The organism is Stappia sp. (assembly GCF_965276915.1).
Taxonomy (GTDB): Bacteria; Pseudomonadota; Alphaproteobacteria; order Rhizobiales; family Stappiaceae; genus Stappia.
Genome location: NZ_OZ255709.1, coordinates 4,008,076 through 4,033,253 on the forward strand (window position 1 = coordinate 4,008,076; position 25,178 = coordinate 4,033,253).

The 25,178-nt window shown below is 65.4% G+C and carries 36 protein-coding genes and 1 tRNA gene; 5 read left to right on the plus strand and 32 right to left on the minus strand.

Features of this window, described 5'->3' with window-relative positions; translation table 11 throughout:
• Positions 1-47: 47 nt before the first annotated feature.
• Positions 48-584, minus strand: coding sequence for a DUF1772 domain-containing protein (locus tag ACQY46_RS18620; protein ID WP_428697494.1), 537 nt, complete (start codon positions 582-584; stop codon positions 48-50).
• A 193-nt stretch (positions 585-777) separates the two neighbouring features.
• Here ACQY46_RS18620 and ACQY46_RS18625 point away from each other — a divergent pair, with 193 nt between their 5' ends.
• A complete protein-coding gene (locus ACQY46_RS18625) occupies positions 778-1,377 on the plus strand; it encodes a TetR/AcrR family transcriptional regulator (RefSeq protein ID WP_428697495.1) in 600 nt (199 codons plus the stop codon).
• Positions 1,378-1,407: 30 nt separating this feature from the next.
• Here ACQY46_RS18625 and ACQY46_RS18630 read toward each other — a convergent pair whose 3' ends face one another.
• Complete coding sequence (locus ACQY46_RS18630) at positions 1,408-2,004, minus strand: TetR/AcrR family transcriptional regulator (protein ID WP_428697496.1); 597 nt, start codon at positions 2,002-2,004, stop codon at positions 1,408-1,410.
• 160 nt (positions 2,005-2,164) lie between these two features.
• On the opposite strand from ACQY46_RS18630, the gene ACQY46_RS18635 reads away from it, so the two are divergent.
• Complete coding sequence (locus tag ACQY46_RS18635) at positions 2,165-2,563, plus strand: RidA family protein (RefSeq protein WP_428697497.1); 399 nt, start codon at positions 2,165-2,167, stop codon at positions 2,561-2,563.
• Positions 2,564-2,570: 7 nt separating this feature from the next.
• Here the strand turns inward: ACQY46_RS18635 and crcB are convergent, their stop codons facing one another.
• The 6 genes from crcB to ACQY46_RS18665 form a co-directional block, all read right to left on the minus strand.
• On the minus strand, positions 2,571-2,957 hold the full coding sequence (gene crcB / locus ACQY46_RS18640; protein WP_428697498.1) for a fluoride efflux transporter CrcB: 387 nt from the start codon (positions 2,955-2,957) through the stop codon (positions 2,571-2,573).
• A 5-nt stretch (positions 2,958-2,962) separates the two neighbouring features.
• Complete coding sequence (locus ACQY46_RS18645) at positions 2,963-3,391, minus strand: VOC family protein (protein WP_428697499.1); 429 nt, start codon at positions 3,389-3,391, stop codon at positions 2,963-2,965.
• A 31-nt stretch (positions 3,392-3,422) separates the two neighbouring features.
• The gene (gene mgtE, locus ACQY46_RS18650) at positions 3,423-4,838 is read right to left on the minus strand and encodes a magnesium transporter (RefSeq protein WP_428697500.1); all 1,416 of its coding nucleotides are present in this window, start codon (positions 4,836-4,838) and stop codon (positions 3,423-3,425) included.
• A gap of 271 nt (positions 4,839-5,109) precedes the next feature.
• On the minus strand, positions 5,110-6,099 hold the full coding sequence (locus tag ACQY46_RS18655; protein WP_428697501.1) for a class I SAM-dependent methyltransferase: 990 nt from the start codon (positions 6,097-6,099) through the stop codon (positions 5,110-5,112).
• Positions 6,100-6,245: 146 nt separating this feature from the next.
• Positions 6,246-6,332: transfer RNA gene (locus ACQY46_RS18660), tRNA-Leu, on the minus strand.
• A gap of 143 nt (positions 6,333-6,475) precedes the next feature.
• On the minus strand, positions 6,476-6,742 hold the full coding sequence (locus tag ACQY46_RS18665) for a FliM/FliN family flagellar motor switch protein (RefSeq protein ID WP_428697502.1): 267 nt from the start codon (positions 6,740-6,742) through the stop codon (positions 6,476-6,478).
• A gap of 125 nt (positions 6,743-6,867) precedes the next feature.
• Here ACQY46_RS18665 and lipB point away from each other — a divergent pair, with 125 nt between their 5' ends.
• The 3 genes from lipB to folB all read left to right on the plus strand — a co-directional run bounded on the left by lipB (position 6,868) and on the right by folB (position 8,727).
• Positions 6,868-7,578, plus strand: coding sequence for a lipoyl(octanoyl) transferase LipB (gene lipB, locus ACQY46_RS18670; protein WP_428697503.1), 711 nt, complete (start codon positions 6,868-6,870; stop codon positions 7,576-7,578).
• A gap of 132 nt (positions 7,579-7,710) precedes the next feature.
• The gene (locus ACQY46_RS18675) at positions 7,711-8,175 is read left to right on the plus strand and encodes a hypothetical protein (RefSeq protein ID WP_428697504.1); all 465 of its coding nucleotides are present in this window, start codon (positions 7,711-7,713) and stop codon (positions 8,173-8,175) included.
• A gap of 174 nt (positions 8,176-8,349) precedes the next feature.
• On the plus strand, positions 8,350-8,727 hold the full coding sequence (gene folB / locus ACQY46_RS18680) for a dihydroneopterin aldolase (protein WP_428697505.1): 378 nt from the start codon (positions 8,350-8,352) through the stop codon (positions 8,725-8,727).
• Here the strand turns inward: folB and ACQY46_RS18685 are convergent.
• The 24 genes from ACQY46_RS18685 to rplV form a co-directional block, all read right to left on the minus strand.
• Entirely contained in the window at positions 8,693-11,191 is a 2,499-nt protein-coding gene (locus ACQY46_RS18685) for a patatin-like protein (protein WP_428697506.1), read from the minus strand. The two genes, folB and ACQY46_RS18685, sit on opposite strands and share 35 nt — an antisense overlap.
• A gap of 123 nt (positions 11,192-11,314) precedes the next feature.
• A complete protein-coding gene (locus ACQY46_RS18690) occupies positions 11,315-12,622 on the minus strand; it encodes a replication-associated recombination protein A (RefSeq protein WP_428697507.1) in 1,308 nt (435 codons plus the stop codon).
• 40 nt (positions 12,623-12,662) lie between these two features.
• Positions 12,663-14,108, minus strand: a complete 1,446-nt coding sequence (locus ACQY46_RS18695) for a DegQ family serine endoprotease (RefSeq protein WP_428697508.1) — start codon at positions 14,106-14,108, stop codon at positions 12,663-12,665.
• Positions 14,109-14,262: 154 nt separating this feature from the next.
• Positions 14,263-14,688: a 50S ribosomal protein L17 gene (rplQ, locus tag ACQY46_RS18700; RefSeq protein WP_428697509.1), complete on the minus strand. Its 426-nt coding sequence runs from the start codon at positions 14,686-14,688 to the stop codon at positions 14,263-14,265.
• A gap of 72 nt (positions 14,689-14,760) precedes the next feature.
• A complete protein-coding gene (locus ACQY46_RS18705; RefSeq protein ID WP_428697510.1) occupies positions 14,761-15,783 on the minus strand; it encodes a DNA-directed RNA polymerase subunit alpha in 1,023 nt (340 codons plus the stop codon).
• An 80-nt stretch (positions 15,784-15,863) separates the two neighbouring features.
• Positions 15,864-16,253, minus strand: a complete 390-nt coding sequence (rpsK, locus tag ACQY46_RS18710; protein ID WP_428697511.1) for a 30S ribosomal protein S11 — start codon at positions 16,251-16,253, stop codon at positions 15,864-15,866.
• A gap of 70 nt (positions 16,254-16,323) precedes the next feature.
• The gene (gene rpsM, locus ACQY46_RS18715) at positions 16,324-16,692 is read right to left on the minus strand and encodes a 30S ribosomal protein S13 (protein ID WP_428697512.1); all 369 of its coding nucleotides are present in this window, start codon (positions 16,690-16,692) and stop codon (positions 16,324-16,326) included.
• Between the two features lie 156 nt (positions 16,693-16,848).
• On the minus strand, positions 16,849-17,445 hold the full coding sequence (locus ACQY46_RS18720; protein ID WP_428697513.1) for an adenylate kinase: 597 nt from the start codon (positions 17,443-17,445) through the stop codon (positions 16,849-16,851).
• Entirely contained in the window at positions 17,442-18,776 is a 1,335-nt protein-coding gene (gene secY / locus ACQY46_RS18725) for a preprotein translocase subunit SecY (protein WP_428697514.1), read from the minus strand. The genes ACQY46_RS18720 and secY overlap by 4 nt, the downstream gene beginning before the upstream one ends.
• Before the next feature lie 48 nt (positions 18,777-18,824).
• On the minus strand, positions 18,825-19,295 hold the full coding sequence (gene rplO, locus ACQY46_RS18730) for a 50S ribosomal protein L15 (RefSeq protein ID WP_306031020.1): 471 nt from the start codon (positions 19,293-19,295) through the stop codon (positions 18,825-18,827).
• 19 nt (positions 19,296-19,314) lie between these two features.
• Entirely contained in the window at positions 19,315-19,506 is a 192-nt protein-coding gene (rpmD, locus tag ACQY46_RS18735; RefSeq protein ID WP_306031021.1) for a 50S ribosomal protein L30, read from the minus strand.
• 42 nt (positions 19,507-19,548) lie between these two features.
• Positions 19,549-20,121, minus strand: a complete 573-nt coding sequence (rpsE, locus tag ACQY46_RS18740; RefSeq protein ID WP_306031022.1) for a 30S ribosomal protein S5 — start codon at positions 20,119-20,121, stop codon at positions 19,549-19,551.
• A gap of 42 nt (positions 20,122-20,163) precedes the next feature.
• Positions 20,164-20,526, minus strand: coding sequence for a 50S ribosomal protein L18 (rplR, locus tag ACQY46_RS18745; protein ID WP_428697515.1), 363 nt, complete (start codon positions 20,524-20,526; stop codon positions 20,164-20,166).
• Positions 20,527-20,537: 11 nt separating this feature from the next.
• Positions 20,538-21,071 carry a 50S ribosomal protein L6 gene (gene rplF / locus ACQY46_RS18750; RefSeq protein WP_428700521.1) on the minus strand — a complete coding sequence of 178 codons (534 nt, stop codon included), beginning with the start codon at positions 21,069-21,071 and terminating at the stop codon, positions 20,538-20,540.
• Positions 21,072-21,114: 43 nt separating this feature from the next.
• The gene (rpsH, locus tag ACQY46_RS18755; RefSeq protein WP_428697516.1) at positions 21,115-21,513 is read right to left on the minus strand and encodes a 30S ribosomal protein S8; all 399 of its coding nucleotides are present in this window, start codon (positions 21,511-21,513) and stop codon (positions 21,115-21,117) included.
• A gap of 12 nt (positions 21,514-21,525) precedes the next feature.
• Positions 21,526-21,831 carry a 30S ribosomal protein S14 gene (gene rpsN, locus ACQY46_RS18760; RefSeq protein ID WP_306031028.1) on the minus strand — a complete coding sequence of 102 codons (306 nt, stop codon included), beginning with the start codon at positions 21,829-21,831 and terminating at the stop codon, positions 21,526-21,528.
• Between the two features lie 23 nt (positions 21,832-21,854).
• A complete protein-coding gene (rplE, locus tag ACQY46_RS18765) occupies positions 21,855-22,412 on the minus strand; it encodes a 50S ribosomal protein L5 (RefSeq protein ID WP_428697517.1) in 558 nt (185 codons plus the stop codon).
• Positions 22,405-22,722: a 50S ribosomal protein L24 gene (gene rplX, locus ACQY46_RS18770; RefSeq protein ID WP_428697518.1), complete on the minus strand. Its 318-nt coding sequence runs from the start codon at positions 22,720-22,722 to the stop codon at positions 22,405-22,407. Before rplX ends, rplE begins: the two co-directional genes overlap by 8 nt.
• Complete coding sequence (gene rplN / locus ACQY46_RS18775) at positions 22,722-23,090, minus strand: 50S ribosomal protein L14 (protein ID WP_067216497.1); 369 nt, start codon at positions 23,088-23,090, stop codon at positions 22,722-22,724. Before rplN ends, rplX begins: the two co-directional genes overlap by 1 nt.
• 55 nt (positions 23,091-23,145) lie before the next feature.
• Complete coding sequence (rpsQ, locus tag ACQY46_RS18780; protein WP_306031031.1) at positions 23,146-23,388, minus strand: 30S ribosomal protein S17; 243 nt, start codon at positions 23,386-23,388, stop codon at positions 23,146-23,148.
• Between the two features lie 10 nt (positions 23,389-23,398).
• Positions 23,399-23,599 (minus strand): 50S ribosomal protein L29, encoded by a 201-nt coding sequence (gene rpmC, locus ACQY46_RS18785; protein WP_306031032.1) that lies wholly within the window; start codon positions 23,597-23,599, stop codon positions 23,399-23,401.
• A gap of 23 nt (positions 23,600-23,622) precedes the next feature.
• Positions 23,623-24,036: a 50S ribosomal protein L16 gene (gene rplP, locus ACQY46_RS18790; protein WP_306031033.1), complete on the minus strand. Its 414-nt coding sequence runs from the start codon at positions 24,034-24,036 to the stop codon at positions 23,623-23,625.
• Positions 24,037-24,081: 45 nt separating this feature from the next.
• Positions 24,082-24,798: a 30S ribosomal protein S3 gene (rpsC, locus tag ACQY46_RS18795; protein ID WP_306031034.1), complete on the minus strand. Its 717-nt coding sequence runs from the start codon at positions 24,796-24,798 to the stop codon at positions 24,082-24,084.
• Positions 24,798-25,178: a 50S ribosomal protein L22 gene (gene rplV / locus ACQY46_RS18800; RefSeq protein ID WP_428697519.1), complete on the minus strand. Its 381-nt coding sequence runs from the start codon at positions 25,176-25,178 to the stop codon at positions 24,798-24,800. Before rplV ends, rpsC begins: the two co-directional genes overlap by 1 nt.

Consider the following 25,178-nt stretch of genomic DNA (forward strand, 5'->3'; position numbering starts at 1 on the left):
GCCTCCCGGCCCGGCGCATCTCGCGCCCTACCTAATCCGCGCAAGCCTCAAGGGCAAGCGCGGCGCGCGCCCGACAGGTTTGGCGGAATGAGGACGAGCGCCACGCCAACCAGCACGAGGCCCAGTCCCGCCGCAACCGCCCGCAGCGTGTTCCAGGCCTGCCAGCGCCCCGAAAAGGCCGCCCACAACTCTTTCGCCCGCACCGGATCCTCCGGCACCGCCTGTCCCGCCAGCGCCTCGTTCATCGGCACGTTGACGGCCATCGTCGGCGCCATGCAGCCCACGAGATAGACAATCGCGGCGGCGAGAAACAGCAACCCGGCCGGCCGCAGCCGGGCCCGCGCCGCCAGCGCCGCCGTCGCCAGCAGAACGAGCGGCGTGCCGAAAAAGGCCGGCGCGAAGACGGCGTTGCGCACCGAGGCGTTCATCGCCTGCATCGCCGCGATGGCAACGCGCGGGTCGGCCGTATCGAGCCCCCACATGGTCGAGCACACCCAGGCATAGAAGAAACCGAAGATCGCGCCCGACAGAAGCAGCGACAGCAGCGCCGCGACCGCGAGAGACGCGTTCCCGACCGCCGGCATCACCCGGTCCTCCGCGCGATGACGGCGCGTGCAGGGCCGGCGGCCAGCGCGGCAAGGGCCGCCACAAGAAGACATTCACGAGGGCTCGTCACATCGGCCTCCATCATCATATCCGTAACAAAGTGTACGGTTGAGTAAATCCGTAATCCTCGTTACGGTTCCTGTCAAGGACAGGCATGGAGCGGGAACGGGCATGCGCGACGACACCAGGCAGCAGCGCCAGCAGCAGATCGAGCAGGCAGCCTATGAGGTGCTGGAGGAAAAGGGCTATGCCGGAACGACCATGCTGGCGATTGCCCGCAAGGCGCGCGCCTCCAACGAGACGCTCTACAACTGGTATGGCGACAAGCGGAAGCTGTTCACGGCACTTGTGGCGCGCAACGCGCGGGAGGTTGAGATGCTTCTTGGCGAGAGGATCACGGCCGGCGGCTCACCGCTGGAGACGCTGGCGCTTCTCGGTCCGAGGCTGCTGCGACTGCTGACGGGGACCCGCGCCGTGGCGCTGAACCGGGCGGCCGCGGCCGATGCCAGCGGCGAACTGGGCGCGGCCCTGGCGCAGGCAGGACGCGAGACCGTCGCGCCGCTGATCGGCACGGTGCTCGAGCGCGCGAGGACTGCCGGCCTGCTTGTCTTCGACGAAACGGCGGAGGCGACCGATCTCTATGTCTCGCTGCTTGTCGGCGATCTTCAGATCCGTCGCGTCATCGGTCGCATGGCGGAACCGGACGATGCGTGGTGCCAGACCCGCGCCGAGCTGGCGCTTGCCCGCCTGCGTCGGTTGCTGGCGCCGTGACAGTCGCCGCCGGACGCCCGGCGCGAAAGGTCACGACTTCGCGGCGCGCAGCCCCTCGGCCATCATCCGGAACGCCTCGATCGCCTTCGGCAGGGCCGAGCGCGGATCCTCGCTCGCCGCCACCCACAGTGCCGCGTTGAGCGCCGCGCCACTCAAGAGCCGCGCGGCGGCATCGACATCGACGGCTCGCATCACCCCGTCCGCGATCAGCCGCGCCACCGCCTGCCGGGTCGCCTGCAGGCAGGCGTTCTGGCTCGGCCATTGCGAGGGATCGCCGAGAAAGGCCGGCCCGTCGAGCAGCACGATGCGCTGCACTTCCGGGTCGAGCGCCATCTCGATATAGGCCGCCCCTTCCGCCATCAGCCCGTCCCAGCCCTCGCCTTCCACCGCGCCCAATGCCCTGGCGCGGGCCGCCATCTCGCCGTCAACCTCGGCAACGACAGCGGCAAGCAGGCCATTCTTGTCGCCGAAATTGTGATAGAGCGCGCCGCGCGTCAGGCCGGCGTCGGCCGTCAGCTCGTCCATGGAGGCGGCGGCAAACCCCTTTTCGGCGAAGGCCCGACGCGCCGCGGCGATCAGCTTCGCGCGGTTCTCCCGCATTCCTTCCTGGCGGCTTTTCGAGGCCATGGCAGTCCCCACTTTTCGCATACGCCCCGTATGAAATTTGACATACGCAACGTATATGATATTTGCATACGCAACGTATATCAAATCCGGGCGCGTTTCGTGAAGCCTTGCCAAGGCGGGAGCTTGCGGGTCGCCCGCTCCGAAAAAAAGGACCAGCGACATGACACATCCCGAAGCCGTTTTTCCCGCAAACCGCCATGCCCTCTACGAGCAACATGGCTATTCAGCCGCAATCCGTACCGGCGATCTTCTCTTCGTCTCCGGCCAGGTCGGCAGCCGCGAGGACGGATCGCCCGAGCCCGACTTCGCCGACCAGGTCCGCCGCGCCTTTGCCAATCTCGAGGCAACGCTCGCGGCAGCCGGCTGCAGCCTCGACGACCTTGTCGACGTCACGACGTTCCACACCGACCCGGAAAACCAGTTCGGCACGATCATGGAGGTGAAGAACGAGATCTTCCCGGCGGCGCCCTACCCCAACTGGACCGCGGTCGGCGTCACCTGGCTGGCCGGCTTCGATTTCGAGATCAAGGTGATCGCCCGTGTTCCGGCAAGGGGATAGTAGCGGCTTACCCCGAGACCATGGCGCGCATGGCGATGAGGCCGGCGAAAAGCGCCAGGATCGAGGCGGTGACGGAGATACCCGCATAGAGCGCCGCGACACCGAGCGCGCCGCGCTCCCACAGGGTGGCGACGTCGAGCGAAAAGGCGGAGAAGGTGGTGAAGCCGCCGAGAAAGCCGGTGGCCAGGAAGAGCCGCAGCGCGTTGCCGGTCCCGCCCGCGCGTGACGCCAGCCAGCCGACCAGCAGGCCCATCAACAGCGAGCCGAGGACGTTGACGGCAAGCGTGCCGGCGGGAAACCCCGGTCCGAAAGTCCTGAGCGCGGCCAGATTGACCAGGTGCCGGCCGGCCGCGCCAAGTCCCCCGCCCAGCGCCACGAGGAACAGATGCTGCATCGGGTTCACTCCGTGAAATTGGGCCAGAGCGGCGGCGCGGCGAACTCCACCACATTGCCGTCGGGGTCATCGACATAAAGGCTGCGCCCGCCCGCCGGCCAGACCACCTCGCTGCGCAGGGCAATGCCGCACGCGGCAAGATGCGCCCGCCAGGGGTCCAACTGGTCGGCCGCGATGCGGAAGGCGAAATGGCTCGGCCCCTCGCTGTGATGGCCCGGAACCGTGCCGCCCTCGGTCTCGACATCCTCCACCGTCAGGCCACGGGCGAAGACGAGCAGCGTCTCCCCCGGGCCGGCGTCATAGGCGGACAGCCGTTCGCCGGCGACCATCCGCTTCAGCCCGACGACGCCGGAATAGAAACCGTGCGCACGCTCGAGATCCTCCACATAGACCGAGGTTTCGAGAATGCCGCCGAGCGGCGGAGCAACAGGCATGAGCATCTCCCATAGCGTAAGGCAACCTGGCTCAGAGTGGCAGGCCGAACCACAACGCAGCGATCCACAGGAAGGCGAAGAAGCCGACCACGTCCGTCACCGTGGTGACGAAAACACTGGAGGCGATCGCCGGGTCGACATTGATTTTTTCCAGGACGACGGGGATCAGCAAGCCGGAAAGACCCGCGAACAGGAGATTGATGACGATGGCGACGCCGATGACGACGCCGAGCCCGGTGCTTGCGAACCAGAGCGCGGCGGCAACGCCGATGATCGTCGCGAGCGCGACCCCGTTGAGCAGGCTGACCAGCACCTCGCGCCGCAGCACCCGCCACATGTTGCGCCCGTCCAGTTCCTGGGTGGCGAGCGCCCGCACCGCGACCGTCATGGTCTGCGTGCCCGCATTGCCGCCCATCGAGGCGACGATCGGCATCAGCACGGCGAGCGCCACCATCGCCTCGATCGTGCCCTCGAACAGCGAGATGACGACGGAGGCGAGGATGGCCGTGCCCAGATTGACGAACAACCAGTTGAAGCGCGAACGCGCGGTAACGAGCACGGCATCGGAGATTTCCTCGTCGCCCAGGCCCGCGAGACCGCGCAGGTCCTCCTCCGCCTCTTCCTGGATGACGTCGACGATGTCGTCGATCATCAGCATGCCGACGAGACGCCCGGCATCGTCGACCGCGGGAGCGGAGACCAGGTTGTAGCGCTCGAAGCTGCGCGCCACTTCCTCCCGGTCGTCCGTCGCCTTGAAGGTCGGCGGGTCCTCGGTCATGATCGCCGAGATCTTGGTGGCGCGCTTGGTCCTCAGGATCTTGTCGAGCGGCACCGAGCCGGTCAGGCGGAAGCCGGGATCGACCGCGAATATCTCGTGGAACGTGTCCGGCAGGTCCTTCGATTCGCGCATGTAGTCGATGGTCTGGCCGACGCTCCAGAACGGCGGCACCGCGATGAAGTCCGTCTGCATCAGACGGCCGGCGGATTCTTCCGGATAGTCGAGCGAGCGCTGCAGCTGGATGCGGTCGGAATAGGGCAGCTGGTCGAGGATCGCCGCCTGGTCCTCGGCGTCGAGATCCTCAAGGATGTAGACCGCGTCATCGGAATCGAGCTCGCCGATGCCTTCCGCCAGCGTGTCGGAGGGCAGTTCCTCGAGGATCCGCAGACGGACGGCCTCGTCCAGTTCGGTCAGCGTCGCATAGTCGAACTCGTCGCCGAGCAGCCGCACCAGCGGCACGCGCGACGCTTCCGGCAGCGACTCGATCAGGTCGGCGACATCCGCCTCGTGCAGATCGCCGACAAGCCCGATCAGCGCGGGTGCGTTCTCGGCCTCGACACCGGCCTCGACAAGGGCGAGAAAATCCTCACTGACGCGACCGTCCTCGTCGCGCACCGTCGGGATCTCCACCGGGATGTCGGCAGTGTCGACGTTTTCGGCTTCGGCCAACTCAGCCCTCCCCTTGATCCCCGGCAACCGCGATGGCCCGCTGTCCGCGATCCGCTGGCGTCACGGATAGCGGCGGCTCGACCCCTGCCCACTCTTAGCATGACCCTGCATCGCATGCCGCCCCGCCGAGGATGCTTTTTTCGTCTTCTCAAGGCGAAATTCAGGCCGATAACACTGAAACCGAAGAATTATTTTCAACGCGGAAGAGCCAGGCCGGCGCAGGCTTCGCGGTGCGAAACGAGGGTCGCGGAAGGCCGGATTCCCAGGCGCCTCAGTGCCCTCGGTCTTCGTCGGCCCGCGCGACGATGAGTGCACAGCCTGTCGGCTGCGGTTTGCGGAAGTAACGCTCCAGGTTGCCCACGGCGGACCGGTCCGGCTGCAGCCGGTCGACAAGCGCCAGGATATCCCCGTCACTCACGTGATGCTGGTAGCTGTGCGAGCCGAACATATCGAACGTGTTGAGCACCGTCTGCCGATAGAGCCGTCGCTTTCGCTCCAGCCACCCCTCCCCGGCAACGCGCGGCAGTCGACCGCTAAGGCAGAAGCGGAACTTGTTGAGCAGATAACCGAGACCGGGAACGAGGCGAAGCGCGGCAACCGCTTTCGAATAGGCAAGGATCGCTCCGAAAGGCAGTCGCGACAGCATTGCACGCACCGGCCTGTAGACACAGTAGGTGCGAATGAAGCCCATCAGGCCGCGTGTCTGCGCCTTGTAGCAATTGAAGACAAAGGCTCCGCCGGGCGCGACGGTCTCATAGAGCGCCTCGGCAGTCTTCTCGACGCTGGGCGTGTGCTGGATGACATTGTGGCAGATCACGTAGTCGCGGATGGAGTGGCGTCGGAGCGGCGGCGCGTCGATCGAGCACTGGATCGCATCGAAATTCGGCCATTTCGTCACATCGATATTCCGGGCGACGACATCGTCAACGCTATGTGACAGTTCGAGCAGGATCACCCGCTCGGCACCGCTTTCGAGCATCCACAGTGACTGGGCGCCGCTACCCCCGCCGGCATCGACAATCACCTTGCCTTCGAAGGCTGCTGTGTCGCCGAAGGTGTTGGCGACCGTATGATCCAGCCAATTCTGCTTGAAGGCATCGAAATTGAAGTGATTCCACTGATCGCCGAAGGAACGGACGGTCTCGTACATCTCCGTTGCCACGAAGCGGGGTATGCCGCGCACGATCGGGTAGACGGTACCGTCGACAGCGACGAGTTCACCGCTTTCGATACGCCCGTCCCGAAGTGTCTGATTGCGCAACGACAGAGGTCCGCCGTCACGCGGGTCGGCAAGAAGGTCAGCAAGGCCCGGCGTCATATCCCCCCCAAAAAATCAGAGACACCCTCCGCAAGAGGGTATCCGGTAGGCGCGCACAAAAAAACCCGGGCATTGCCCGGGTTCTTTTTTGGTGCGGTCGAGAAGACTCGAACTTCCACGGGTTTTACCCCACAGCGACCTCAACGCTGCGCGTCTACCAATTCCGCCACGACCGCATAACCGTTCCGCGAAGCGCTCCATCACGCTGCGGAGCCCTCGTCTAGCAAATCGACTTTTGCCACGCAAGCGGTTTGCGCGAGGATATGCACAAGGGTTGCAAGATAGTGTGCAGGCGCGCCGGTCCGCCCGCCGCCGTCCCTCAGACCGGGCCGCTCACCCGCACGGGACGGGCCTCGGGCGGCCGCACCAGGACTTCCGTCACCGACACGCCGACGCGCTCGCCCTGCAGCACGACCTGTCCGCGGGCAATGGGGATGTTGTTGGCGAGAATCTGGACATCATCGTCCTCGCGCGACATCAGTTCGATCACCGCGCCGCGGCCCATGCGCAAGAGCTGATGGATCGGCATCTCGGCGGAGCCCAGCACCACCGAGATGTCGATGGAGATATTATCGAAGATACCCATATAACCACCGGCTTGATGAAGGATGGCAATCCCAGCACGTTCATTCTATACGGGCGCGATCAAGAACCACCCGTTGAACCGACACTGGCGGGCGCTGGTTAACAAACCGCTAACGGACTTGCAAAATGACAGACCGCGCGGACCTTGCGGGCAGCTTTCTTCCGCAGCCCGGCTCCCCCCCCGTCGAATGGGCCATCAGCGACGGGCCGGTGCCCTATGAGGTCGCCCTGGCGGAAATGGAAAGGCGCGTCACCGGCATCGCCGACGGCACGCTTGGCGAGCGCGTCTGGCTGCTTGAGCACCCGCCTCTCTACACCGCCGGAACCAGTGCCCGCGACGAGGACCTGATCTCCCCCGACCGCTTCCCGGTGCACAGGACCGGACGCGGCGGCCAGTACACCTATCACGGTCCCGGACAGCGCGTGGTCTACGCGATGCTCGACCTGAAACGCCGGCGCCAGGACGTTCGCGCCTTCGTCGCCGCCCTCGAGGACTGGTTGATCTCGAGCCTCTGGGAGCATCACGTGCGCGGCGAGCGGCGCGAGGATCGGGTCGGCGTCTGGGTGCGCCGGCCGGAACTCGGGCAGGCGCGCGAGGACAAGATCGCGGCGATCGGCATCCGCATGCGCAAATGGGTGAGTTTCCACGGCATGGCGCTCAACGTCGATCCGACGCTCGACCACTTCACCGGCATCGTGCCCTGCGGCGTCACGCAACACGGGGTGACCAGCCTTGTCGACCTCGGGCTTCCCGTGACCCTCGACGATGTCGACATCGTGCTGAAGCGCTGTTTCGAGGAACGCTTCGGGCCCACACGATCCGTCGAAGCGCCCTGAGAGCAACCTCAAGCTTACGCTGCGGCAATTTTTTGCGGTTAAGCAGGCATATCACCTTGTATTTTTACCAATGCCGCCGTTTCATACTTTGGGGAACGGAGGGCTGGAGCAATCGATTCGAAATCCACATGGATGACGAGACCCGCATGCGCGGGTCTGCTTGCAGCCGCGCTGGTCCTGCTGCCGGTGCCAACGGCCCGTGCGGACGACATGGCCGCGCTCGCCGGCCAGTGGAGCCTCTCCGAAGTCTCGGGCGTGCCACGTTACGCAACGCGCTCGATGAACGGAGCGACCTTCGCCATCTGGTGTCCGCACACGGCCCGGCCGGTGGTCGAGGTCGTCATCAGCGGCAAGCCGCCACCCCCGAACCAGCTGGTGCGAATCGTCGTCGACCGCTCGATGATCAAGCTGCGCAGCGACAAGCTCGGCTATATTCGCGGCGATTGCCGCTTATGCAAGGACCAGATGACCTGGCTCTGGAACAAGCTGCGCGCCGGCTCCTTCCTGCAGATCCAGCTCGACGATGGCCGCTATTCAGGCTTCAGCATGCGCGGCGCGGCAGCTCTGATGGGTGCGGACATCTGCAGCCCCGGCTGAGGGGCGCCATGACGCAGCCAGGCAAGCCTGTGCCGTCTCTTTGCATTGCCGGCCGCCGCCCGCACTGCTAGGTCCTGTTCGGCACGAGCGACATGCAATGCCTGTGCAGGCATCGCATGGCCTTCCGGCCCGGACCTCCCGCTCCGGCCGCGCGCTCACGAAAAAGAGCTGCCCATGGACGCGATCCATCTTCAAGACCTGTCCTTCTATGCCTTTCACGGGGTGCATGACGAGGAGGCGCGCCTCGGCCAGCGCTTCGTCGTGGACCTGAGCTGCTGGCTCGATCTCGGCCCGGCCTCGCGCAGCGACGTCTATGCCCAGACACTGTGCTACGCCAGCCTGACACGGGCGGTGGAGGCCGTGGTGACCCGGTCCCGCTTCCACCTGATCGAGCGGCTGGCCGGCGCCATCGCCGAGGCCGTCTTCGAACTCGATCCGCGTATCGAGAAAATCACCGTCAAGGTCCACAAGCCAGGCGCGCCGCTGCCGATCGCAGCCGGGCGCGTCAGTGTCGAGATCAGCCGGACGCGGTCCCGGGACGAAACTCCGTAAGCGCGTCCGGAACGCCCCCGCCTGCCTCGGCCGGCTCCCCGAGCACCCGCTCGACCTCGGCGACGAGACCTGGAACCAGATCCGGATCGGCGACGAGTTCGGGGCGCTCCTCCTCCAGGATGGCGAGAAACACGTCGCGCCGCGCCGCGCGCAGCACTTCCGGGGCGAGCGGGGCGATGGGATCGCCCACGCGGGTTGCCATGGTCATCAGCCGGTCGGCCGCGGCAAGCCGCCCCCAAAGGTAGTCGTGCTCACGCCAGCGGCGGTTGAAGAAGGCTCCGAACGCATTGAGATTGCTGCCCTTAAGCTTCACACCCTCGGGCCTGAGCGCATGCCCGTCGGCGGGGCTGATCCGGTCGATGCGGATCTCGTTATACTCCGAGGCGGCCAGCCGTCGGAGCACCGGCAGGGTCACCAGGTCGTAGAAGGCGAAACCGATATAGGCTGCCGTCAGCGACATGCGCAGCGGTTCAGGCAGGTAGTTGAACGCCATCACCGAAAAGACATCGTCGCTGAGGCAGTCGAGCTCGGCCAGACCCATGCGCGCAGAGAGGCCGTCGAGCACTTCCCCCACAGTTTCCCGGTCGCCGGGCGCGCTGGCCGCGAGCCGGGCCGCGGCCGCCGCCGTTTCCCCGCCATAGAAGCTGACCGACCAGCGCTGTCCCAGATGATCGATCTGTTCGTAGAGCGTGCTTTTCAGCTCGTCCATCTCCGCCGGGTTCAGCTCCATCTCGGGCGTCGCCATGCGGTAGAGCCGGTTCAGCCGGCGAATGACGAAACGCAGCCGGCGGATGCGATAATCGACATCGAGCCCCCGCAGGAAGCGGATGATCGGCTCCGGCGTCGGTCCGTTCGTCCCTCCGCCCTCGCCGCCGGCATGGTGATGGGAAAGCCAGGCCTCCAGCCGCACGGCGCAATCGCGGGCCGAGGCGCCGATGCCGCCGTCCGTGCCGGCGCGCGCCGCGCTCAGCGCTGCGAGCAATTCGGCCACCCGCGACACCACGCCAGACAGCTTCAACCGCTGGTAGCCGTGATAGGCATAGCCCGCCGAGGCATGGGCACGCTCGTTCGCCATCACCCGGCAGCGGGTCAGTTCGCCGACCGTCATCGGCCGGTCGCCGTCGGCGCGCAGGATCGCCCGGACCTCGCCCTCGACCACCGGCTCGGCCGCGGCGATCACATCGGCCACCTGGCGGACGTCGCGATTGTACTCCTCCACCTGCTCCAGCGCGTCGCCGATCGGCTCGTTGCGCGGGATATGGGCAAGCGAGGCAAGGATCACCCGGAAGAAGCCGGGAAGCGCGCCGGCCTCGCCCTTCTCCTCCGAGGGCGCGAGCTCCGCCGGGTCGTCCGGCATCGGGTCCACATAGACGATCTTGCGCACCACCTCGCGCGCCGCCGGCCGGCCGGCAATCGCCTCGATCAAGGGCTGGAACGGCTTGTTCATCACCACGCTGCCGTCGACCAGCACCCGCGAGGCGGCGTCACCGCCAAGCTTGCCGAAGGCCCGATGCAGGAAGATGCCCCTCAGCGGCCAGGCCTCGCCGCGCTGCGCCAGCACCCGGTCCATCTCCGCCACCGTCATCGGCGGAAACGCGCCGGGAAAGGCCGAGGTCGCCCGGGCCGAGAAGACAAGATCGGGAATGCGCGTGTCGGCAAAGTCGGAGACAAGATCGCCATTGCCCCGGCAGGAAGCCGAGTAACGCAGGATCAGCCGGTGCTCCGTCTCCTCCACCTCGACCGGATCGTCGATGGCGAAACGCCGCCGCGCGCCATGGAAATCCGTCATCGTGACGAAGAGATCGAGCGACTGGCCTTGCGGGATCAGCGTCTGCTCGGCGCCGGGCTCGGCATCCTCGCGCATGGCATGGGCCGCATCGAGCATCCAGCCGACATACCTCTCGCCTGAGAAAGGCGGCGTGAACCAGCGGGCCTGCATGAACTGGCGCAGCTTCATCCGGGTTTCCGGATCGGTCAGCTCGGACTTGAGCGTCATGCCGACGAGCCGGTCGAGCACCGGCGCGATCGAGCCCTTGAGATAGCGGGCGAGGCCCACCGGCTCGTTGGCAAGCCGGGTGACATCGGCATTTTCCAGCCAGAGATTGCGATGACGGTCGAGCGGCAGGTTGTGGGCAAGGGCGCGCGCCAGCATGACCCCGTTGACGCCGCCGGCCGAGGCGCCGGAGATCACATCGACAACGATGCGCAGGTCGAGCGCCGGTGCAAAGAGCAGCAGGAAGCGTTCATAGGCCGCCGCGCTGCCCCCCGCACGAGCCCCTGAGCGCCCCCCGGCTTCACTGCCGGCCGGACTGGAGCTGCTGCCTCGCCCCCTGCCCTCGCGCGCCTCCAGACGCCGCGAGGCCCGCACCAGGTTCAGGAATTCGCGCGTGATGCCGTGCATGTAGACGGCAAGCGAAACGCCACCGTAAAGAACCAGCGCAAGGCGCAACTCGATCTGTTTCATGGCCGATCCGGTACTCCCCCGACCGTCATGCTCCGCTTATTCGCGCCGTTCCGCAATGGGCGCGGCGATCACGCATGAACGCAAATCCGTAACGCTTCCTGCTGCCCGCCAGGGAACGCCGGTTCAGCCGCCGCGCTCCTTGCGCAGCCGTTCCCAATAGTCGAGACGCTTGCGGATCTCGCGCTCGAAGCCGCGCTCGGGCGGGTCGTAGAAGCGGGTGCGGCCCATGCTCTCGGGGAAATAGTCCTGACCGGAAAAGGCATCCGGCGCGTCATGGTCGTAGGCGTAGCCATCGCCGTAGCCTTCCGACTTCATCAGCTTCGTCGGCGCGTTGAGGATATGCTTGGGCGGCAGCAGCGACCCGTTTGCCTTCGCCGCGCGCACCGCCGCCTTGTAGGCGGTATAGACGCCGTTCGACTTCGGCGCGGTGGCGAGATAGACGACCGCCTGGGCCAGCGCCAGTTCGCCCTCCGGCGTGCCGAGCATCTGGTAGGCGTCGCGCGCCGCATTGGCCTGGACGAGAGCCTGCGGATCGGCGAGGCCGATATCCTCCACCGCCATGCGGATGAGGCGGCGGGCCAGGAACATCGGGTCCTCGCCGCCGTCGAGCATGCGGCAGAACCAGTAGAGCGACGCGTCTGGATCGGAGCCGCGCACCGACTTGTGCAGGGCCGAGATCAGGTTGTAGTGGCCGTCGCTCGACTTGTCGTAGACCGGCGCGCGCCGCTGGACGAGCGCCTGCAACCGCTCGGCGTCGAAGATCTCCTCGCTGCGCGCTGCCCGCCAGACGTCCTCGGCAAGCGTCAGTGCCGCCCGCCCGTCACCGTCGGCCATGCGCAGAAGCGCCGCCCGGGCACCCTCGTCAAGCGGCAGCGCCTTGCCTTCCTCCGTCTCCGCCCGCGCCAGCAGCCGCTCCAGCGCGGCCGCATCGAGGGTGCGGAAGGTCAGCACATGCGCGCGCGACAGAAGCGCGGCGTTCAGCTCGAAGCTCGGGTTCTCGGTCGTTGCCCCGACCAGCGTCACCGTGCCGTCTTCCATGACCGGCAGGAAGCTGTCCTGCTGGGCACGGTTGAAGCGGTGGATCTCGTCGACGAAGAGCAGCGTGTTGCGCCCGACGAGCCGCGCGCCGCGGGCCGCTTCGAACACCTTCTTCAGTTCGGCGACGCCGGAAAAGATCGCCGAGATCTGCTCGAACCGCAGGTCCGTCGCATCGGCGAGCAGCCGCGCCACGGTTGTCTTGCCCGTGCCCGGCGGCCCCCAGAAGACAAGCGAGCCGAGCGTCGCCGTCTCCAGCATGCGGGTGAGCACGCCGTCGGGGCCCAGAAGATGGTCCTGCCCGACGACATCGCCAAGGCGTGCGGGGCGCAACCGGTCGGCAAGCGGCCGCCTGGCATCCGCGCCAAGCCCTGCCGACTGGAAGAGGTCGCTCATGTCGCAAGGCCCGCCCCGGCCCCGGTTCGCTGGTTCATGATCAACCCCGAAGCGCGATCCTGAGAACCCGCCCGCCCCGACGGATTTCCAGGCGCCAGACGCCCGGATCCGACTTCGCCATCCGCTCAAGGGTGCGGGTGCTGTCGACCGGCCGGCCGTTGATGCTCTGGATGATGTCGCCCGCCTGCAGGCCGACCCGGGCAGCCGTCGAGCCCTGGGCCAGCGCCGAGACGACCACGCCCTCCTCGAAACCGTCAAGGCGCAGTTCTTCCGCCACCGCCGGCGACAGGTTCATCACCGTCGCGCCGGAGAAGGGCGAGTAGCCCTCGACGACGCGCTCGTCGCGCGGCACCGTCTCCGGCGCCGGTTCAAGCGCCACGGTCAGCACCGTCTCGCCGCGCGGGCGAAGGACCGTGAGCGTCGTCGTCGAACCGATCGGCCGGGTGGCGAAGCGGTAGCCGAAGCTGTCCGGGTCCGCGACCTCGGCATCGCCGACCCGGGTGATCAGGTCGCCGACCTTGAGCCCGGAACGGTCGGCCGGGCTGCCCTCGCCCACTTCCGTGACGAGCACGCCGCTCGGCCGGTCGAGACCGAGAGCCTCAGCGATCTCCGCGCTGACGCTCTGCATGCTGGCGCCAAGCCAGGGCCGGCGCACGGTGCCGCCCCCTTCCGAGGCCTGCACGACGAAGCGCACCATGTTGGAGGGAATGGCGAAGCCGATGCCGTTGGACCCGCCCGAGCGCGAGAAGATCGCCGTGTTGATGCCCACGAGCCGGCCCTTCATGTCGACCAGCGCGCCGCCGGAATTGCCCGGATTGATGGCGGCGTCCGTCTGGATGAAGAACTGGTAGTCGGTGACCCCGACCCGGGTGCGCGCCAGCGCCGAGACGATGCCCTGCGTCACCGTCTGCCCGACGCCGAACGGGTTGCCGATGGCCAGCACGATGTCGCCGACCTGGAGCGTGTCGGAATCGGCGAAGGTGATATGGGGAAACGTCTCGTCGGCATCGCGCACCTTGAGAATGGCAAGATCCGTGCGCTCGTCCTTGAGCACGATCTCGGCATCGAACTCGCGCCGGTCGGACAGCGCCACCCGCACCGCATCCGCTTCGGCGATCACGTGGTTGTTGGTGACAATGATCCCGTCCGCCGAGACGATCACGCCGGAGCCAAGCGAGGACTCCACCCGCTCGCGCGTCCGGCCCTGTCCCTGGCCGGGACCGCCCCCCGGACCACCAAAGAAGCGGCGGAAGAAAGGATCGTCGAAGAACGGCGAGGCAGGTCGGCTCTGCACCGTGCGGCTGGCATAGACGTTCACCACCGCCGGCGCCGCCTCGCGCACGATCGGCGCGAAGGACAATTGCAGCTCGGCCGCATCGCGCGGCGCGGCGCGCTCCTGGGCGGTGGCGGGCCCGGAGGCTGTTGCGAGAAAGGCGAGCGCCGCCAGCGCCAGAAGCGTGCGGCCCGCGAAAGCATTTGCGGTCATCCCAGGATCCCTCACCCGAATGCCGGCGCCGGCCGGTCGGGCGCCTGCCCGCCCGACTCACGCGCCAGCCGATATCCATCGAGCCAAACCTAACAAAAAAGGCGACCCGAGGGCCGCCTTTCCTGAAATCGTGAAAGCGATGGCAAAGCAGGCCTTACGCCGCTTCTTCAGCGCCTTCGGCGGCCTCGTTGCGCGCCCTGTCGGCGGCGCCCTTGGCACTGACGTCGCGATCGACGAACTCGATCACGGCGAGCGGCGCGTTGTCGCCATAGCGGAACCCGGCCTTGAGAACGCGGGTGTAGCCGCCGTTGCGACCCTTGTAGCGCTCGGCCAGCGTGTCGAACAGCTTGCGAACGAGGACGACGTCGCGGATCTGCGCGATCGCCTGACGGCGTGCGTGCAGGTCGCCGCGCTTGCCCAGCGAAACGAGCTTCTCCACGATCGGCCGCAGTTCCTTGGCCTTGGGAAGCGTCGTCACGATCTGCTCATGCTCAATCAGCGATGCGGACATGTTGGCAAACATCGCCTTGCGATGGCTGGATGTCCGGTTGAGCTTGCGGCCGCGATTGCCGTGGCGCATGGCTCTCTCCTTTTTCTATGACGGCGGATGTATGCCGCCTCTTGCCCGTTGGAAGACCGCGCTTTCGCGCGATCAGTACTGATGATCTTCGTAGCGCTTGGCGAGCTCGTCGATGTTCTCCGGCGGCCAGTTGGCCACTTCCATGCCGAGATGCAGACCCATCTGGGCGAGAACTTCCTTGATCTCGTTGAGCGACTTGCGGCCGAAATTCGGCGTGCGCAGCATCTCCGCCTCGGTCTTCTGGATGAGATCGCCAATATACACGATATTGTCGTTCTTCAGGCAGTTGGCCGAACGCACCGACAGCTCCAGCTCGTCGACCTTCTTCAGAAGCGCCGGGTTGAACGCGAGCTCGGGGACGGTGTCCTCCTTCACTTCGCGGCGCGGCTCCTCGAAATTGACGAAGATCGAAAGCTGGTCCTGCAGGATACGGGCGGCGAACGCGACCGAATCCTCAGGGGTCACCGAACCGTCGGTCTCGACGGTCAGTGTCAGCTTGTCATAGTCGAGAACCTGGCCCTCGCGGGTGTTCTCGACCTTGTAGGAGACCTTCTTGACAGGCGAGTAGAGGCTGTCGACCGGGATCAGGCCGATCGGCGCGTCTTCCGGACGGTTGCGATCCGCAGCCACATAGCCCTTGCCGGTGTTGACCGTGAACTCCATGCGGATCTCCGCGCCCTCGTCGAGGGTGCAGAGCACGAGATCGGGGTTCAGGACCTCGATATCGCCAACCGTCTGGATGTCACCGGCCACCACGACGCCCGGACCCTGCTTGCGCACGACCATGCGCTTGGGTCCCTCACCCTGCATGCGCAGGGCGATCTCCTTGATGTTCAGGACGATGTCGGTGACATCTTCCCGCACACCCGGGATGGACGAGAACTCGTGCAGCACTCCGTCGATCTGCACCGCCGTCACTGCCGCGCCCTGAAGCGAGGACAGGAGAATGCGGCGCAGGGCGTTGCCGAGGGTCAGGCCGAAGCCGCGCTCCAGCGGCTCGGCGACAACCGAACCCAGAACCCGTGCATCGTGACCCGGCTTCACCTCAAGCTTGTTCGGCTTGATCAGTTCCTGCCAGTTTTTGTGAATGCTCAAATCTCTTCCTCCGGCTGTCCCGCCGGCCACCAGGGGCCGGCCATGCTGTGCCATGGGAATGAAAGGTGTGCGACTGGGCCTCAGACGCGGCGGCGCTTGCGCGGACGGCAACCGTTATGCGGGATCGGCGTCACGTCGCGAATCGAGGTCACCATGAACCCGGCGGCCTGCAGCGCGCGAAGCGCCGACTCACGCCCCGAACCCGGACCGCGAACCTCGACTTCGAGGGTACGCATGCCGTGATCGGCCGCCTTCTTGGCGGCGTCCTCGGCCGCGACCTGTGCCGCGTAAGGGGTCGACTTGCGCGAGCCCTTGAAGCCCATCGTGCCGGCGGACGACCACGAGATCGTGTTGCCCTGCGCGTCGGTGATGGTGATCATGGTGTTGTTGAACGTGGAGTTCACATGCGCCACGCCGGAGGAAATATTCTTTCGCTCGCGGCGGCGGACGCGCGTGGTGTCTTTTGCCATTTGTCTGTCCTTTGGTCGATCTCGTCACCGCCGTAGTGCGGCGGCTCCACCGGGCCGAGTTGCCAGTGAATTACTTCTTCTTGCCGGCAATCGGCTTCGCCGGACCCTTGCGGGTGCGGGCGTTCGTGTGGGTGCGCTGGCCGCGCACCGGAAGTCCGCGACGATGGCGCAGGCCGCGGTAGCAGCCAAGGTCCATCAGACGCTTGATGTTCATCGCGGTCTCGCGGCGCAGGTCGCCCTCGACGAGGTAGTCGCGGTCAATCGCCTCGCGCATCGCCAGGACCTCGGCGTCGGAAAGCTCGTTGACGCGGCGCTCGGGAGCGATGTTCACCTTGGAGATGATCTCCTGGGCGAACTTCGGGCCGATGCCGTGAATGTACTGAAGCGCGATAACGACGCGCTTGTTTGTCGGAATGTTTACGCCTGCGATACGGGCCACTGCCGTCTCCATGTTCTGGCCCGCCCTGATGGGCGGTGCCTGGGTTAGCCCCGCGTCCGGTGGAGCCCGGCCCCTGCGGGGAATGACTTGCGCAAAAACATCCGCGCCGCGCGTGTCACGCAGCCCGGATGCTATCTGTTTTGCAGAGCGGGAGCCTTAGCCCGCCGCCGCAACCGCGTCAAGCGCGGAATCGATCTCGGCGGAGACCTGGTCGATCGACTTCATCCCGTCGATGGCGACCAGCTGGCCGCGCTGGCGATAGTAGGGAGCGACGATCGCGGTATCGCGATTATAGGCATCGAGCCGCTGCTTGAAGACGTCCGGGTCGTCGTCCTTGCGCACCGGCTGTCCGGCGGCCTTGGCGTCCGCCGCGCGCTTTATGATGCGGTTGACGAGGATCGACTGGTCGACCTCCAGTTCCAGCACGGTGTCGAGCTTCAGCCCCTTGCCGGCCAGCATCTGGTCAAGCGCTTCGGCCTGGGCCACGGTGCGCGGAAAGCCGTCGAGGATGAAGCCCTTCTGCGCGTCCGCTTCCTCGATCCGGTCGGCGACGATGCCGATGACGATCTCGTCCGAGACGAGCCCGCCGGCATCCATCACCGCCTTCGCCTTCTGGCCGACGGGTGTCCCGGCCGCCACAGCGGCCCGCAGCATGTCGCCGGTCGAGAGCTGGGGAATGCCGTGCTTCACGACCAGGCGTGCAGCCTGCGTCCCCTTTCCGGCCCCCGGCGGACCGAGAAAAATCAACCTCATCTGCGCTTCCCCCTGAGTTTCGACTTCTTCACAAGCCCTTCATACTGATGCGCGAGCAGATGGCCCTGGATCTGGGAAACCGTATCCATGGTCACGCTGACGACGATCAGCAGAGAGGTGCCTCCGAAGTAGAACGGAACGCCGGTCGCGGAAATGAGGAATTCGGGTAATAGACAGACCAGAACGATATAGATGGCGCCGACGACGGTGATGCGGGTCAGCACATGATCGATATACTGCGCGGTGCGCTCGCCCGGGCGGATGCCCGGAATGAAGCCGTTGTGCTTCTTCAGGTTGTCCGCGGTGTCAGACGGATTGAACACGATCGCGGTGTAGAAGAAGCAGAAAAAGACGATCAGCGCCGCATAGAGCAGCATGTAGAGCGGCTGACCGTGGCCGAGCAGCGCCGTCACCGTCGTCAGGATGCTGTTCTCGTCGCCGGTCGAGCCGAGGCCCGACAGCGTTGCGGGAACCAGAAGCAGCGACGAGGCGAAGATCGGCGGAATGACGCCGGCCGTGTTGAGCTTCAGCGGCAGGAACGAGGTGTTGCCCTCGAACATCTTGTTGCCGACATTGCGCTTGGGATACTGGATCAGCAGCCGGCGCTGCGCCCGCTCCATGAACACGATCAGCGCGATCACGACGATCGACAGGGCGATGATGCCGATGATGATCGGGGTCGCCAGCGCGCCCTGGCGGCCGAGTTCGAGCGTCGAGGCGATGGCCGAGGGAAGACCCGCGACGATCCCCGCGAAAATGATCAGCGAGATGCCGTTGCCGATGCCGCGCGCGGTGATCTGCTCGCCGAGCCACATCAGGAACATGGTGCCGCCGACAAGCGTCACCACGGCGCTGGCGCGGAAGAACCAGCCCGGATCGACGACCACGTTGGTCGCGCTCTCCAGCCCGACGGCGATGCCGTAGGCCTGGAAGGTCGCCAGCACCACCGTACCGTAGCGGGTGTACTGGTTGATGACCTTGCGGCCCTGCTCGCCCTCTTTCTTGAGCTGCTCGAGCGAGGGCACGACGGAAGTCAGCAACTGGATGATGATCGACGCGGAGATATACGGCATGATGCCGAGCGCCAGGATCGCCATACGCTCCACGGCACCGCCGGTGAACATGTTGAACAGCCCGACGATGCCCTGCTGCGCCTGGCCGAAGGCCTGGGCGAAGGCCTCGGGGTTGATCCCCGGCAGCGGCACGTAGGTGCCGAACCGATACACAAGAAGCGCACCCAGTGTGAACCAGATACGCTTCTTCAATTCCTCGGCTTTGGCGAAAGCTGAAAAATTCAGATTAGCCGCAAGCTGTTCGGCAGCTGATGCCATTCCGGGCTCCGGTCAAATTTGAGCAATCAGAAACTGGAAAACCCAGGCTTATTCAGCCTGGGCTCCGATAATCGCGACCTTGCCGCCGGCCTTCTCGACCGCGGCGACGGCGGTCTTGGAGGCACCGGCGATCTCGAAGGACACCGCGCCCTTCAACTCGCCGTCGGCGAGCAGGCGGACGCCGTCCTTGACCCGGCGAATGACGCCGGCGGCCTTGAGAGCCTCGGCCGTCACCGTCTGCGAACCGTCGAGCTTGCCCGCATCGATGGCGATCTGCACGCGGCCGAGCGAGACGGCGGTAAAGGACTTCGCGAAAATGTTCGTGAAGCCGCGCTTCGGCAGGCGGCGATGGAGCGGCATCTGGCCGCCCTCGAAGCCCTTGATCGCGACGCCCGAACGGGACTTCTGACCCTTGACGCCACGGCCACCGGTCTTGCCCTTGCCCGAGCCGATACCACGGCCAACGCGCATGCGGTCCTTGGTGGCACCCGGGTTGTCCTGGAGTTCATTCAGTTTCATCGTCTGTCTCCCCGCACCCTTACGCGTCTGCGACGACGCGCACGAGGTGCTGAACCTTCCGGATCATGCCACGCACTTCCGGGGTATCCTTCAGCGTCGAGCGGCGGTGCATCTTGTTCAGACCAAGACCGACGAGCGTTGCCCGCTGGTCCTTCGGGCGCCGAAGAGGGCTACCCACCTGCTCGACCGTAACGGTCTTTTCGTTCGCCATGGAACCAAGCCTTTCTCAAGCTGGGGTCGGCAGCTGCCAGGTTCAAGCCTCGGCGGCCGGCACGCTATCGTCGATGTCGCGGCGACGCGACTGGATCTGCGAAACCTTGAGGCCACGACGCGCCGCGACCGAACGCGGGCTGTCTTCCTGCTTGAGGGCCTCGAAGGTGGCGCGCACCATGTTGTAGGGGTTGGCCGAGCCGAGCGACTTCGCCACGACGTCCTGGACGCCGAGCGTCTCGAACACCGCACGCATCGGACCGCCGGCGATGATGCCGGTACCGGCCGGAGCCGCACGCAGGATCACCTTGCCGGCGCCGTGACGTCCGTTGACGTCATGGTGCAGGGTCCGGCCCTCGCGCAGCGCCACGCGGATCATCGAGCGCTTGGCGGCTTCCGTCGCCTTGCGGATCGCTTCCGGCACTTCGCGCGCCTTGCCATGACCGAAGCCGACGCGGCCCTTCTGATCGCCGACCACGACGAGTGCGGCAAATCCGAAGCGGCGTCCGCCCTTCACGACCTTGGCGACGCGATTGATGTGGACGAGCTTGTCGACAAACTCGCTGTCACGCTCCGCGCGATCGCCACCGCGCTCCCGTGTATCCTGTCTCGCCATAATTTTCGCTTCCGTTTGTCTGTGAGCGTCTTGTAACGACGATCAGAATTCCAGTCCGCCCTCGCGCGCGGCATCGGCCAGAGCCTTGACGCGCCCGTGGTACATGTAGCCGCCGCGGTCGAACACGACCTGGGTGACGCCGGCAGCCTTGGCACGCTCGGCGAGCATCTTGCCCACCGCAGCGGCGGCCGAAACGTCGGCGCCCGTCTTCAGCGACGCACGAAGATCCTTCTCGATCGTCGAGGCGGCAGCCAGGGTGTGACCCTTGGCGTCGTCGATGATCTGAGCGTAGATCTGCTTGGACGAACGGTAGACCGACAGACGCGGACGGCCGTTCATAACTTTCTTGATCGAACGACGGACGCGGTCGCGGCGGCGCTCGAAGCCTGTGTTTGTCTTCGCCATGATCCGGTCCGTTACTTCTTCTTGCCTTCCTTGCGGACGATGAATTCGCCCGCATAGCGGATGCCTTTGCCCTTGTAGGGCTCGGGCGGACGGTAATCGCGCAGTTCCGCGGCCACCTGGCCGACGCGCTGCTTGTCGATGCCGGAGACGACGATTTCCGTCGGCTTCGGGCAGACGACATCGATGCCTTCCGGCATCGGATAGACGACGTCATGAGAAAAGCCAAGCGCCAGCTGGACGTTCTTGCCCTGCACCTGCGCGCGGTAACCCACGCCGGTGATCTCGAGCTTCTTCTCGAAGCCCGCGCTCACGCCCGTCACCAGGTTCTCGATCATCGTGCGGGACATGCCCCACATCGCGCGCGCCGGCTTGCTGTCGACGCGCGGATTGACCGAGATACCGTCTTCCGTCATTTCGACCAGAACCAGATCATTGACAACGAAGGACAACTGCCCCTTCGGTCCCTTGACCTCTACGTTCTGGCCGTTGATCGTTGCCGTTACCCCGCTAGGCACGGGGACTGGCTTTTTGCCAATTCGAGACATGTGACCAACCTGTCCAGTTAAACGTTGCGAAAGCCCCGCCGCATCAGAAGATGCGGCAGAGAACCTCGCCACCAACATTGTTTTCCCGGGCGTCATGATCCGCCATCACGCCACGCGGCGTGGAGAGGATCGAAACGCCGAGGCCGTTCGCGACGCGCGGGATGTTCTTCACGGAAGAATACACCCGCCGACCCGGCTTCGAAATCCGCTCGATGGAGCGGATGACCGGCTCGCCGTCAAAATACTTCAACTCGATCTCGAGTTCGGCCTTGCCGCCCTCGTATTCCACGGTCGAGTAACCGCGGATATAGCCTTCTGCGGCCAAGACGTCGAGTACATGTTCGCGCAGCTTCGATGCCGGCGTCGAGACCTTGGTCTTGCGCCGCATCTGGGCATTGCGGATCCGGGTGAGCATATCGCCCAGGGGATCGGAAATCGCCATCAGACCGTCTCCTTACCAGCTCGACTTCACGAGGCCCGGGACCAGGCCCTTGGAGCCAAGTTCGCGAAGCGCAACGCGCGACATCTTCAGTTTGCGGTAGTAGCCGCGCGGACGGCCGGTGACTTCACACCGGTTGCGCACGCGGATCTCCGCAGAGTTGCGCGGCAGCTTGGCAAGCTTGAGGCGCGCCGCATAGCGCTCCTCGAGCGAAAGACTCTCGTCCTTTGCCTCGGCCTTCAGCGTCGCACGCTTCTCGGCGTATTTCTTAACGAGCCGCTCGCGCCGCTTGTTCTTCTCGATCGCGCTCTTCTTCGCCATCGTCTGTCCTCGTTCTTTCCCGTTTACTTACGGAACGGGAAGTTGAACGCGCGCAGAAGCTCGCGCGCCTCATCATCATTGTCCGCGGACGTGCACACGATCACGTCAAGGCCCCAGATCTGGTCGACCTTGTCGTAATTGATCTCCGGGAACACGATGTGCTCCTTGATGCCCATTGCGAAGTTGCCGCGCCCGTCGAAGCTCTTGGCATTCAGGCCGCGGAAGTCACGAACGCGCGGCAGCGCGATGGTGATCAGGCGGTCCAGGAACTCGTACATGCGCTCGCCACGCAGCGTGACCTTCGCACCCAGCGGCATCTCTTCACGCACCTTGAAGGTGGCGATCGACTTGCGCGCCTTGGTGATCACCGGCTTCTGGCCGGCAATCTGTGCCAGATCCTCTGCAGCGATCTTGGCCTTCTTGCTGTCGGCCACCGCTTCGCCAACGCCCATGTTGAGAACGATCTTCTCAAGCGTCGGAATCTGCATCGGATTCTTGTAGTTGTACTTTTCCTGCATCATCGGACGGATCTTTTCCAGATATTCCGTCTTCAGACGCGGAAGCGTCTTCGTCTCAGCCATCGATCAGATCCCCCGAACGCTTGGCCACGCGCACCTTGGTGCCGTCTTCCTTGATCTGGAACCCGACGCGCGTCGGCTTGCCGTCCTTGGGATCGGCGATTGCCAGGTTCGAAAGCTGAACCGGCAGTTCCTTCGAAATGATGCCGCCTTCGGACTGAGCCGACTGGCGGGTGTGGCGACGAACGACGTTCACGCCCCGCACGAGAGCCTTGTTGTCGTCCGGGAACATCTGAACGATCTCGCCGGACTTGCCCTTGTCACGACCGGTGAGCACGACGACGGTGTCGCCCTTCTTCAGCTTGGCGGCCATTACAGCACCTCCGGCGCGAGCGAAATCACCTTCATGTGGTTCTTTGCACGCAGTTCACGCGGAACCGGGCCGAAGATACGGGTGCCGATCGGTTCCTTGTTGTTGTTGACCAGCACTGCCGCATTGCGGTCGAACCGGATCACTGAGCCGTCGGGCCGGCGGATATCCTTCGCCGTACGCACGACGACCGCTTTCATCACGTCGCCCTTTTTCACGCGGCCGCGCGGATTGGCCTCCTTGACGCTGACGACGATGATGTCGCCAACGCTGGCATATTTCCGCTTCGAGCCGCCGAGCACTTTGATGCACATGACACGACGGGCGCCGGAATTGTCCGCCACGTCGAGGTTTGTTTGCATCTGAATCATGACTGGCCGCCTTGTATTTTATCACCGCGTCCCTGACGGGACGCCGGAAGTCACGTCAGTCCGCGGTCGACCCTTCGACAACGGTCCAGGTTTTGGTCTTCGAGACCGGCGCGCATTCCTGGATGAGGACGGTGTCCCCGGCCTTGTGCGCGTTGGTCTCGTCATGCGCCCGATACTTCTTCGAGCGCCGAACGGTCTTCTTGAACAACGGGTGCGTGAAGCGGCGCTCCACACGAACCGTCACCGTCTTGTCATTGGCATCGCTGACCACGACGCCCTGCAGAACGCGTTTCGGCATCTCGATCTCCTTACGCGCTTGTCGACACGCGCTTTTCGCGCATGATCGTTTGAATGCGCGCGATGTCGCGACGCACCTGGCGCACACGCGCCGTGTTCTCGAGCTGGCCCGTCGCCCGCTGAAAGCGCAGGTTGAACTGCTCCTTCTTCAGGCTCTCGAGCTCCGTACCCAGCTCATCCGTGGTCTTTGCCCGAACGTCTGTCGCCTTCATGGCACCTGTCTCCTGGTCGCGCCTTAGTCGGCGATCCGCTGGACGAAGCGGCACTTGATCGGCAATTTTGCCGCGGCAAGCCGCATCGCTTCGCGCGCCGTATCTTCCGACACGCCGTCAATCTCGAACATGATCCGGCCGGGCTTGACCTTGGCGGCCCAGTAATCCGGCGAACCCTTACCCTTACCCATACGCACTTCGGTCGGCTTCGACGACACCGGCACGTCCGGGAAAATCCTGATCCAAACACGGCCCGCACGCTTCATGTGACGGGTCATGGCACGACGGGCCGCCTCGATCTGGCGCGCGGTCACCCGCTCCGGCTCGACGGCCTTAAGGCCGAAGGCGCCGAAGTTGAGATCCGTACCGCCCTTGGCGGTGCCGTGGATCCGGCCCTTGTGCTGCTTGCGGAACTTCGTTCGCTTCGGTTGCAGCATCTCTTCTCTCGCTCTTTGCTTCTGTCCAAGACCCGACCGGCGCCGTTAGGCTGCGCGGCCGCGCTCGCGGCGTCCGCCGCCCTGGTTCGACCCGTCGCCTTCAACCGCGCGTCGCTCGGACGCCATCGGATCGTGCTCCAGGATCTCGCCCTTGAAGATCCAAACCTTGACACCGCAGGTGCCGTAGGCGGTGTGCGCCGTGGACACGCCGTAGTCGATGTCGGCGCGCAGCGTGTGCAGCGGCACCCGGCCCTCGCGGTACCATTCGGTACGTGCGATCTCGGCACCACCCAGACGGCCACCGCAATTGATGCGGATGCCCTGGGCGCCCATGCGCATGGCCGACTGGACGGCACGCTTCATGGCCCGGCGGAACGCCACGCGGCGCTCGAGCTGCTGCGAGATGCTGTCGGCAACGAGCTGGGCGTCGACCTCGGGCTTGCGCACTTCAACGATGTTGATGTGCACGTCCGACGAGGTGATCTCGCCAAGCGCCTTGCGGAGCTTCTCGATGTCGGCGCCCTTCTTGCCGATCACCACGCCCGGACGACCCGAGTGGACGGTGACGCGGCACTTGCGGTGCGGACGCTCGACAACGACCTTCGACACGGCGGCCTGCTTCAGCGCCTTGAGGATATACTCGCGAATGCGGAAATCCTCGTGCAGCAGCTGGCCGTACTCGCCCTTGTCCGCGTACCAGCGCGAATCCCAGGTGCGATTGATCCCGAGGCGGAGGCCGATCGGATTTACTTTATGTCCCATCAGGCAGTCTCCTCGACTTCGCGGACGACGATGGTCAGGTTCGAAAACGGCTTTTCGATCCGACCGACGCGGCCCCGGGCACGCGCCTGGAAGCGCTTGATCACGAAAGCCTTGCCCACATGCGCCTCGGCGACGACCAGACTGTCGACGTCGAGATCGTGGTTGTTCTCCGCATTTGCGATCGCCGACATGAGCGCCTTCTTGACGTCGTCGGAAATGCGCTTGCGAGAGAAGGTCAGGTCGGCGAGAGCCTTTTCAACCTTCTTGCCGCGGATCGACGCCGCGACGAGGTTCAGCTTGCGCGGTGAAACGCGCAGCATCCGGGCGACCGCCTTCGCCTCGTTGTCGGCGAGCGCGCGCTCGCCCTTCGGCTTGCCCAT

Coding starts and splice junctions, on each gene's coding strand:
- rpsE (WP_306031022.1), bottom strand. CDS start 20,121: ATGGCGAGACAGGATACACGGGAGCGCGGTGGCGATCGCGCGGAGCGT.
- rpsQ (WP_306031031.1), bottom strand. CDS start 23,388: ATGCCGAAACGCGTTCTGCAGGGCGTCGTGGTCAGCGATGCCAATGAC.
- rplO (WP_306031020.1), bottom strand. CDS start 19,295: ATGAAACTGAATGAACTCCAGGACAACCCGGGTGCCACCAAGGACCGC.
- rplX (WP_428697518.1), bottom strand. CDS start 22,722: ATGGCCGCCAAGCTGAAGAAGGGCGACACCGTCGTCGTGCTCACCGGT.
- lipB (WP_428697503.1), top strand. CDS start 6,868: ATGACAGACCGCGCGGACCTTGCGGGCAGCTTTCTTCCGCAGCCCGGC.
- rplQ (WP_428697509.1), bottom strand. CDS start 14,688: ATGCGCCACGGCAATCGCGGCCGCAAGCTCAACCGGACATCCAGCCAT.
- folB (WP_428697505.1), top strand. CDS start 8,350: ATGGACGCGATCCATCTTCAAGACCTGTCCTTCTATGCCTTTCACGGG.
- ACQY46_RS18685 (WP_428697506.1), bottom strand. CDS start 11,191: ATGAAACAGATCGAGTTGCGCCTTGCGCTGGTTCTTTACGGTGGCGTT.
- rplR (WP_428697515.1), bottom strand. CDS start 20,526: ATGGCGAAGACAAACACAGGCTTCGAGCGCCGCCGCGACCGCGTCCGT.
- ACQY46_RS18645 (WP_428697499.1), bottom strand. CDS start 3,391: ATGCCTGTTGCTCCGCCGCTCGGCGGCATTCTCGAAACCTCGGTCTAT.
- rpmD (WP_306031021.1), bottom strand. CDS start 19,506: ATGGCGAACGAAAAGACCGTTACGGTCGAGCAGGTGGGTAGCCCTCTT.
- rplF (WP_428700521.1), bottom strand. CDS start 21,071: ATGTCTCGAATTGGCAAAAAGCCAGTCCCCGTGCCTAGCGGGGTAACG.
- rpsH (WP_428697516.1), bottom strand. CDS start 21,513: ATGGCGATTTCCGATCCCCTGGGCGATATGCTCACCCGGATCCGCAAT.
- ACQY46_RS18625 (WP_428697495.1), top strand. CDS start 778: ATGCGCGACGACACCAGGCAGCAGCGCCAGCAGCAGATCGAGCAGGCA.
- ACQY46_RS18690 (WP_428697507.1), bottom strand. CDS start 12,622: ATGAGCGACCTCTTCCAGTCGGCAGGGCTTGGCGCGGATGCCAGGCGG.
- ACQY46_RS18630 (WP_428697496.1), bottom strand. CDS start 2,004: ATGGCCTCGAAAAGCCGCCAGGAAGGAATGCGGGAGAACCGCGCGAAG.
- ACQY46_RS18620 (WP_428697494.1), bottom strand. CDS start 584: ATGCCGGCGGTCGGGAACGCGTCTCTCGCGGTCGCGGCGCTGCTGTCG.
- rplP (WP_306031033.1), bottom strand. CDS start 24,036: ATGCTGCAACCGAAGCGAACGAAGTTCCGCAAGCAGCACAAGGGCCGG.
- ACQY46_RS18695 (WP_428697508.1), bottom strand. CDS start 14,108: ATGACCGCAAATGCTTTCGCGGGCCGCACGCTTCTGGCGCTGGCGGCG.
- rpsC (WP_306031034.1), bottom strand. CDS start 24,798: ATGGGACATAAAGTAAATCCGATCGGCCTCCGCCTCGGGATCAATCGC.
- secY (WP_428697514.1), bottom strand. CDS start 18,776: ATGGCATCAGCTGCCGAACAGCTTGCGGCTAATCTGAATTTTTCAGCT.
- ACQY46_RS18635 (WP_428697497.1), top strand. CDS start 2,165: ATGACACATCCCGAAGCCGTTTTTCCCGCAAACCGCCATGCCCTCTAC.
- rplE (WP_428697517.1), bottom strand. CDS start 22,412: ATGGCTGAGACGAAGACGCTTCCGCGTCTGAAGACGGAATATCTGGAA.
- rpmC (WP_306031032.1), bottom strand. CDS start 23,599: ATGAAGGCGACAGACGTTCGGGCAAAGACCACGGATGAGCTGGGTACG.
- ACQY46_RS18665 (WP_428697502.1), bottom strand. CDS start 6,742: ATGGGTATCTTCGATAATATCTCCATCGACATCTCGGTGGTGCTGGGC.
- rplV (WP_428697519.1), bottom strand. CDS start 25,178: ATGGGCAAGCCGAAGGGCGAGCGCGCGCTCGCCGACAACGAGGCGAAG.
- rplN (WP_067216497.1), bottom strand. CDS start 23,090: ATGATTCAGATGCAAACAAACCTCGACGTGGCGGACAATTCCGGCGCC.
- ACQY46_RS18720 (WP_428697513.1), bottom strand. CDS start 17,445: ATGAGGTTGATTTTTCTCGGTCCGCCGGGGGCCGGAAAGGGGACGCAG.
- rpsK (WP_428697511.1), bottom strand. CDS start 16,253: ATGGCAAAAGACACCACGCGCGTCCGCCGCCGCGAGCGAAAGAATATT.
- ACQY46_RS18675 (WP_428697504.1), top strand. CDS start 7,711: ATGACGAGACCCGCATGCGCGGGTCTGCTTGCAGCCGCGCTGGTCCTG.
- rpsN (WP_306031028.1), bottom strand. CDS start 21,831: ATGGCGAAGAAGAGCGCGATCGAGAAGAACAAGCGGCGCGAGCGGCTC.
- crcB (WP_428697498.1), bottom strand. CDS start 2,957: ATGCAGCATCTGTTCCTCGTGGCGCTGGGCGGGGGACTTGGCGCGGCC.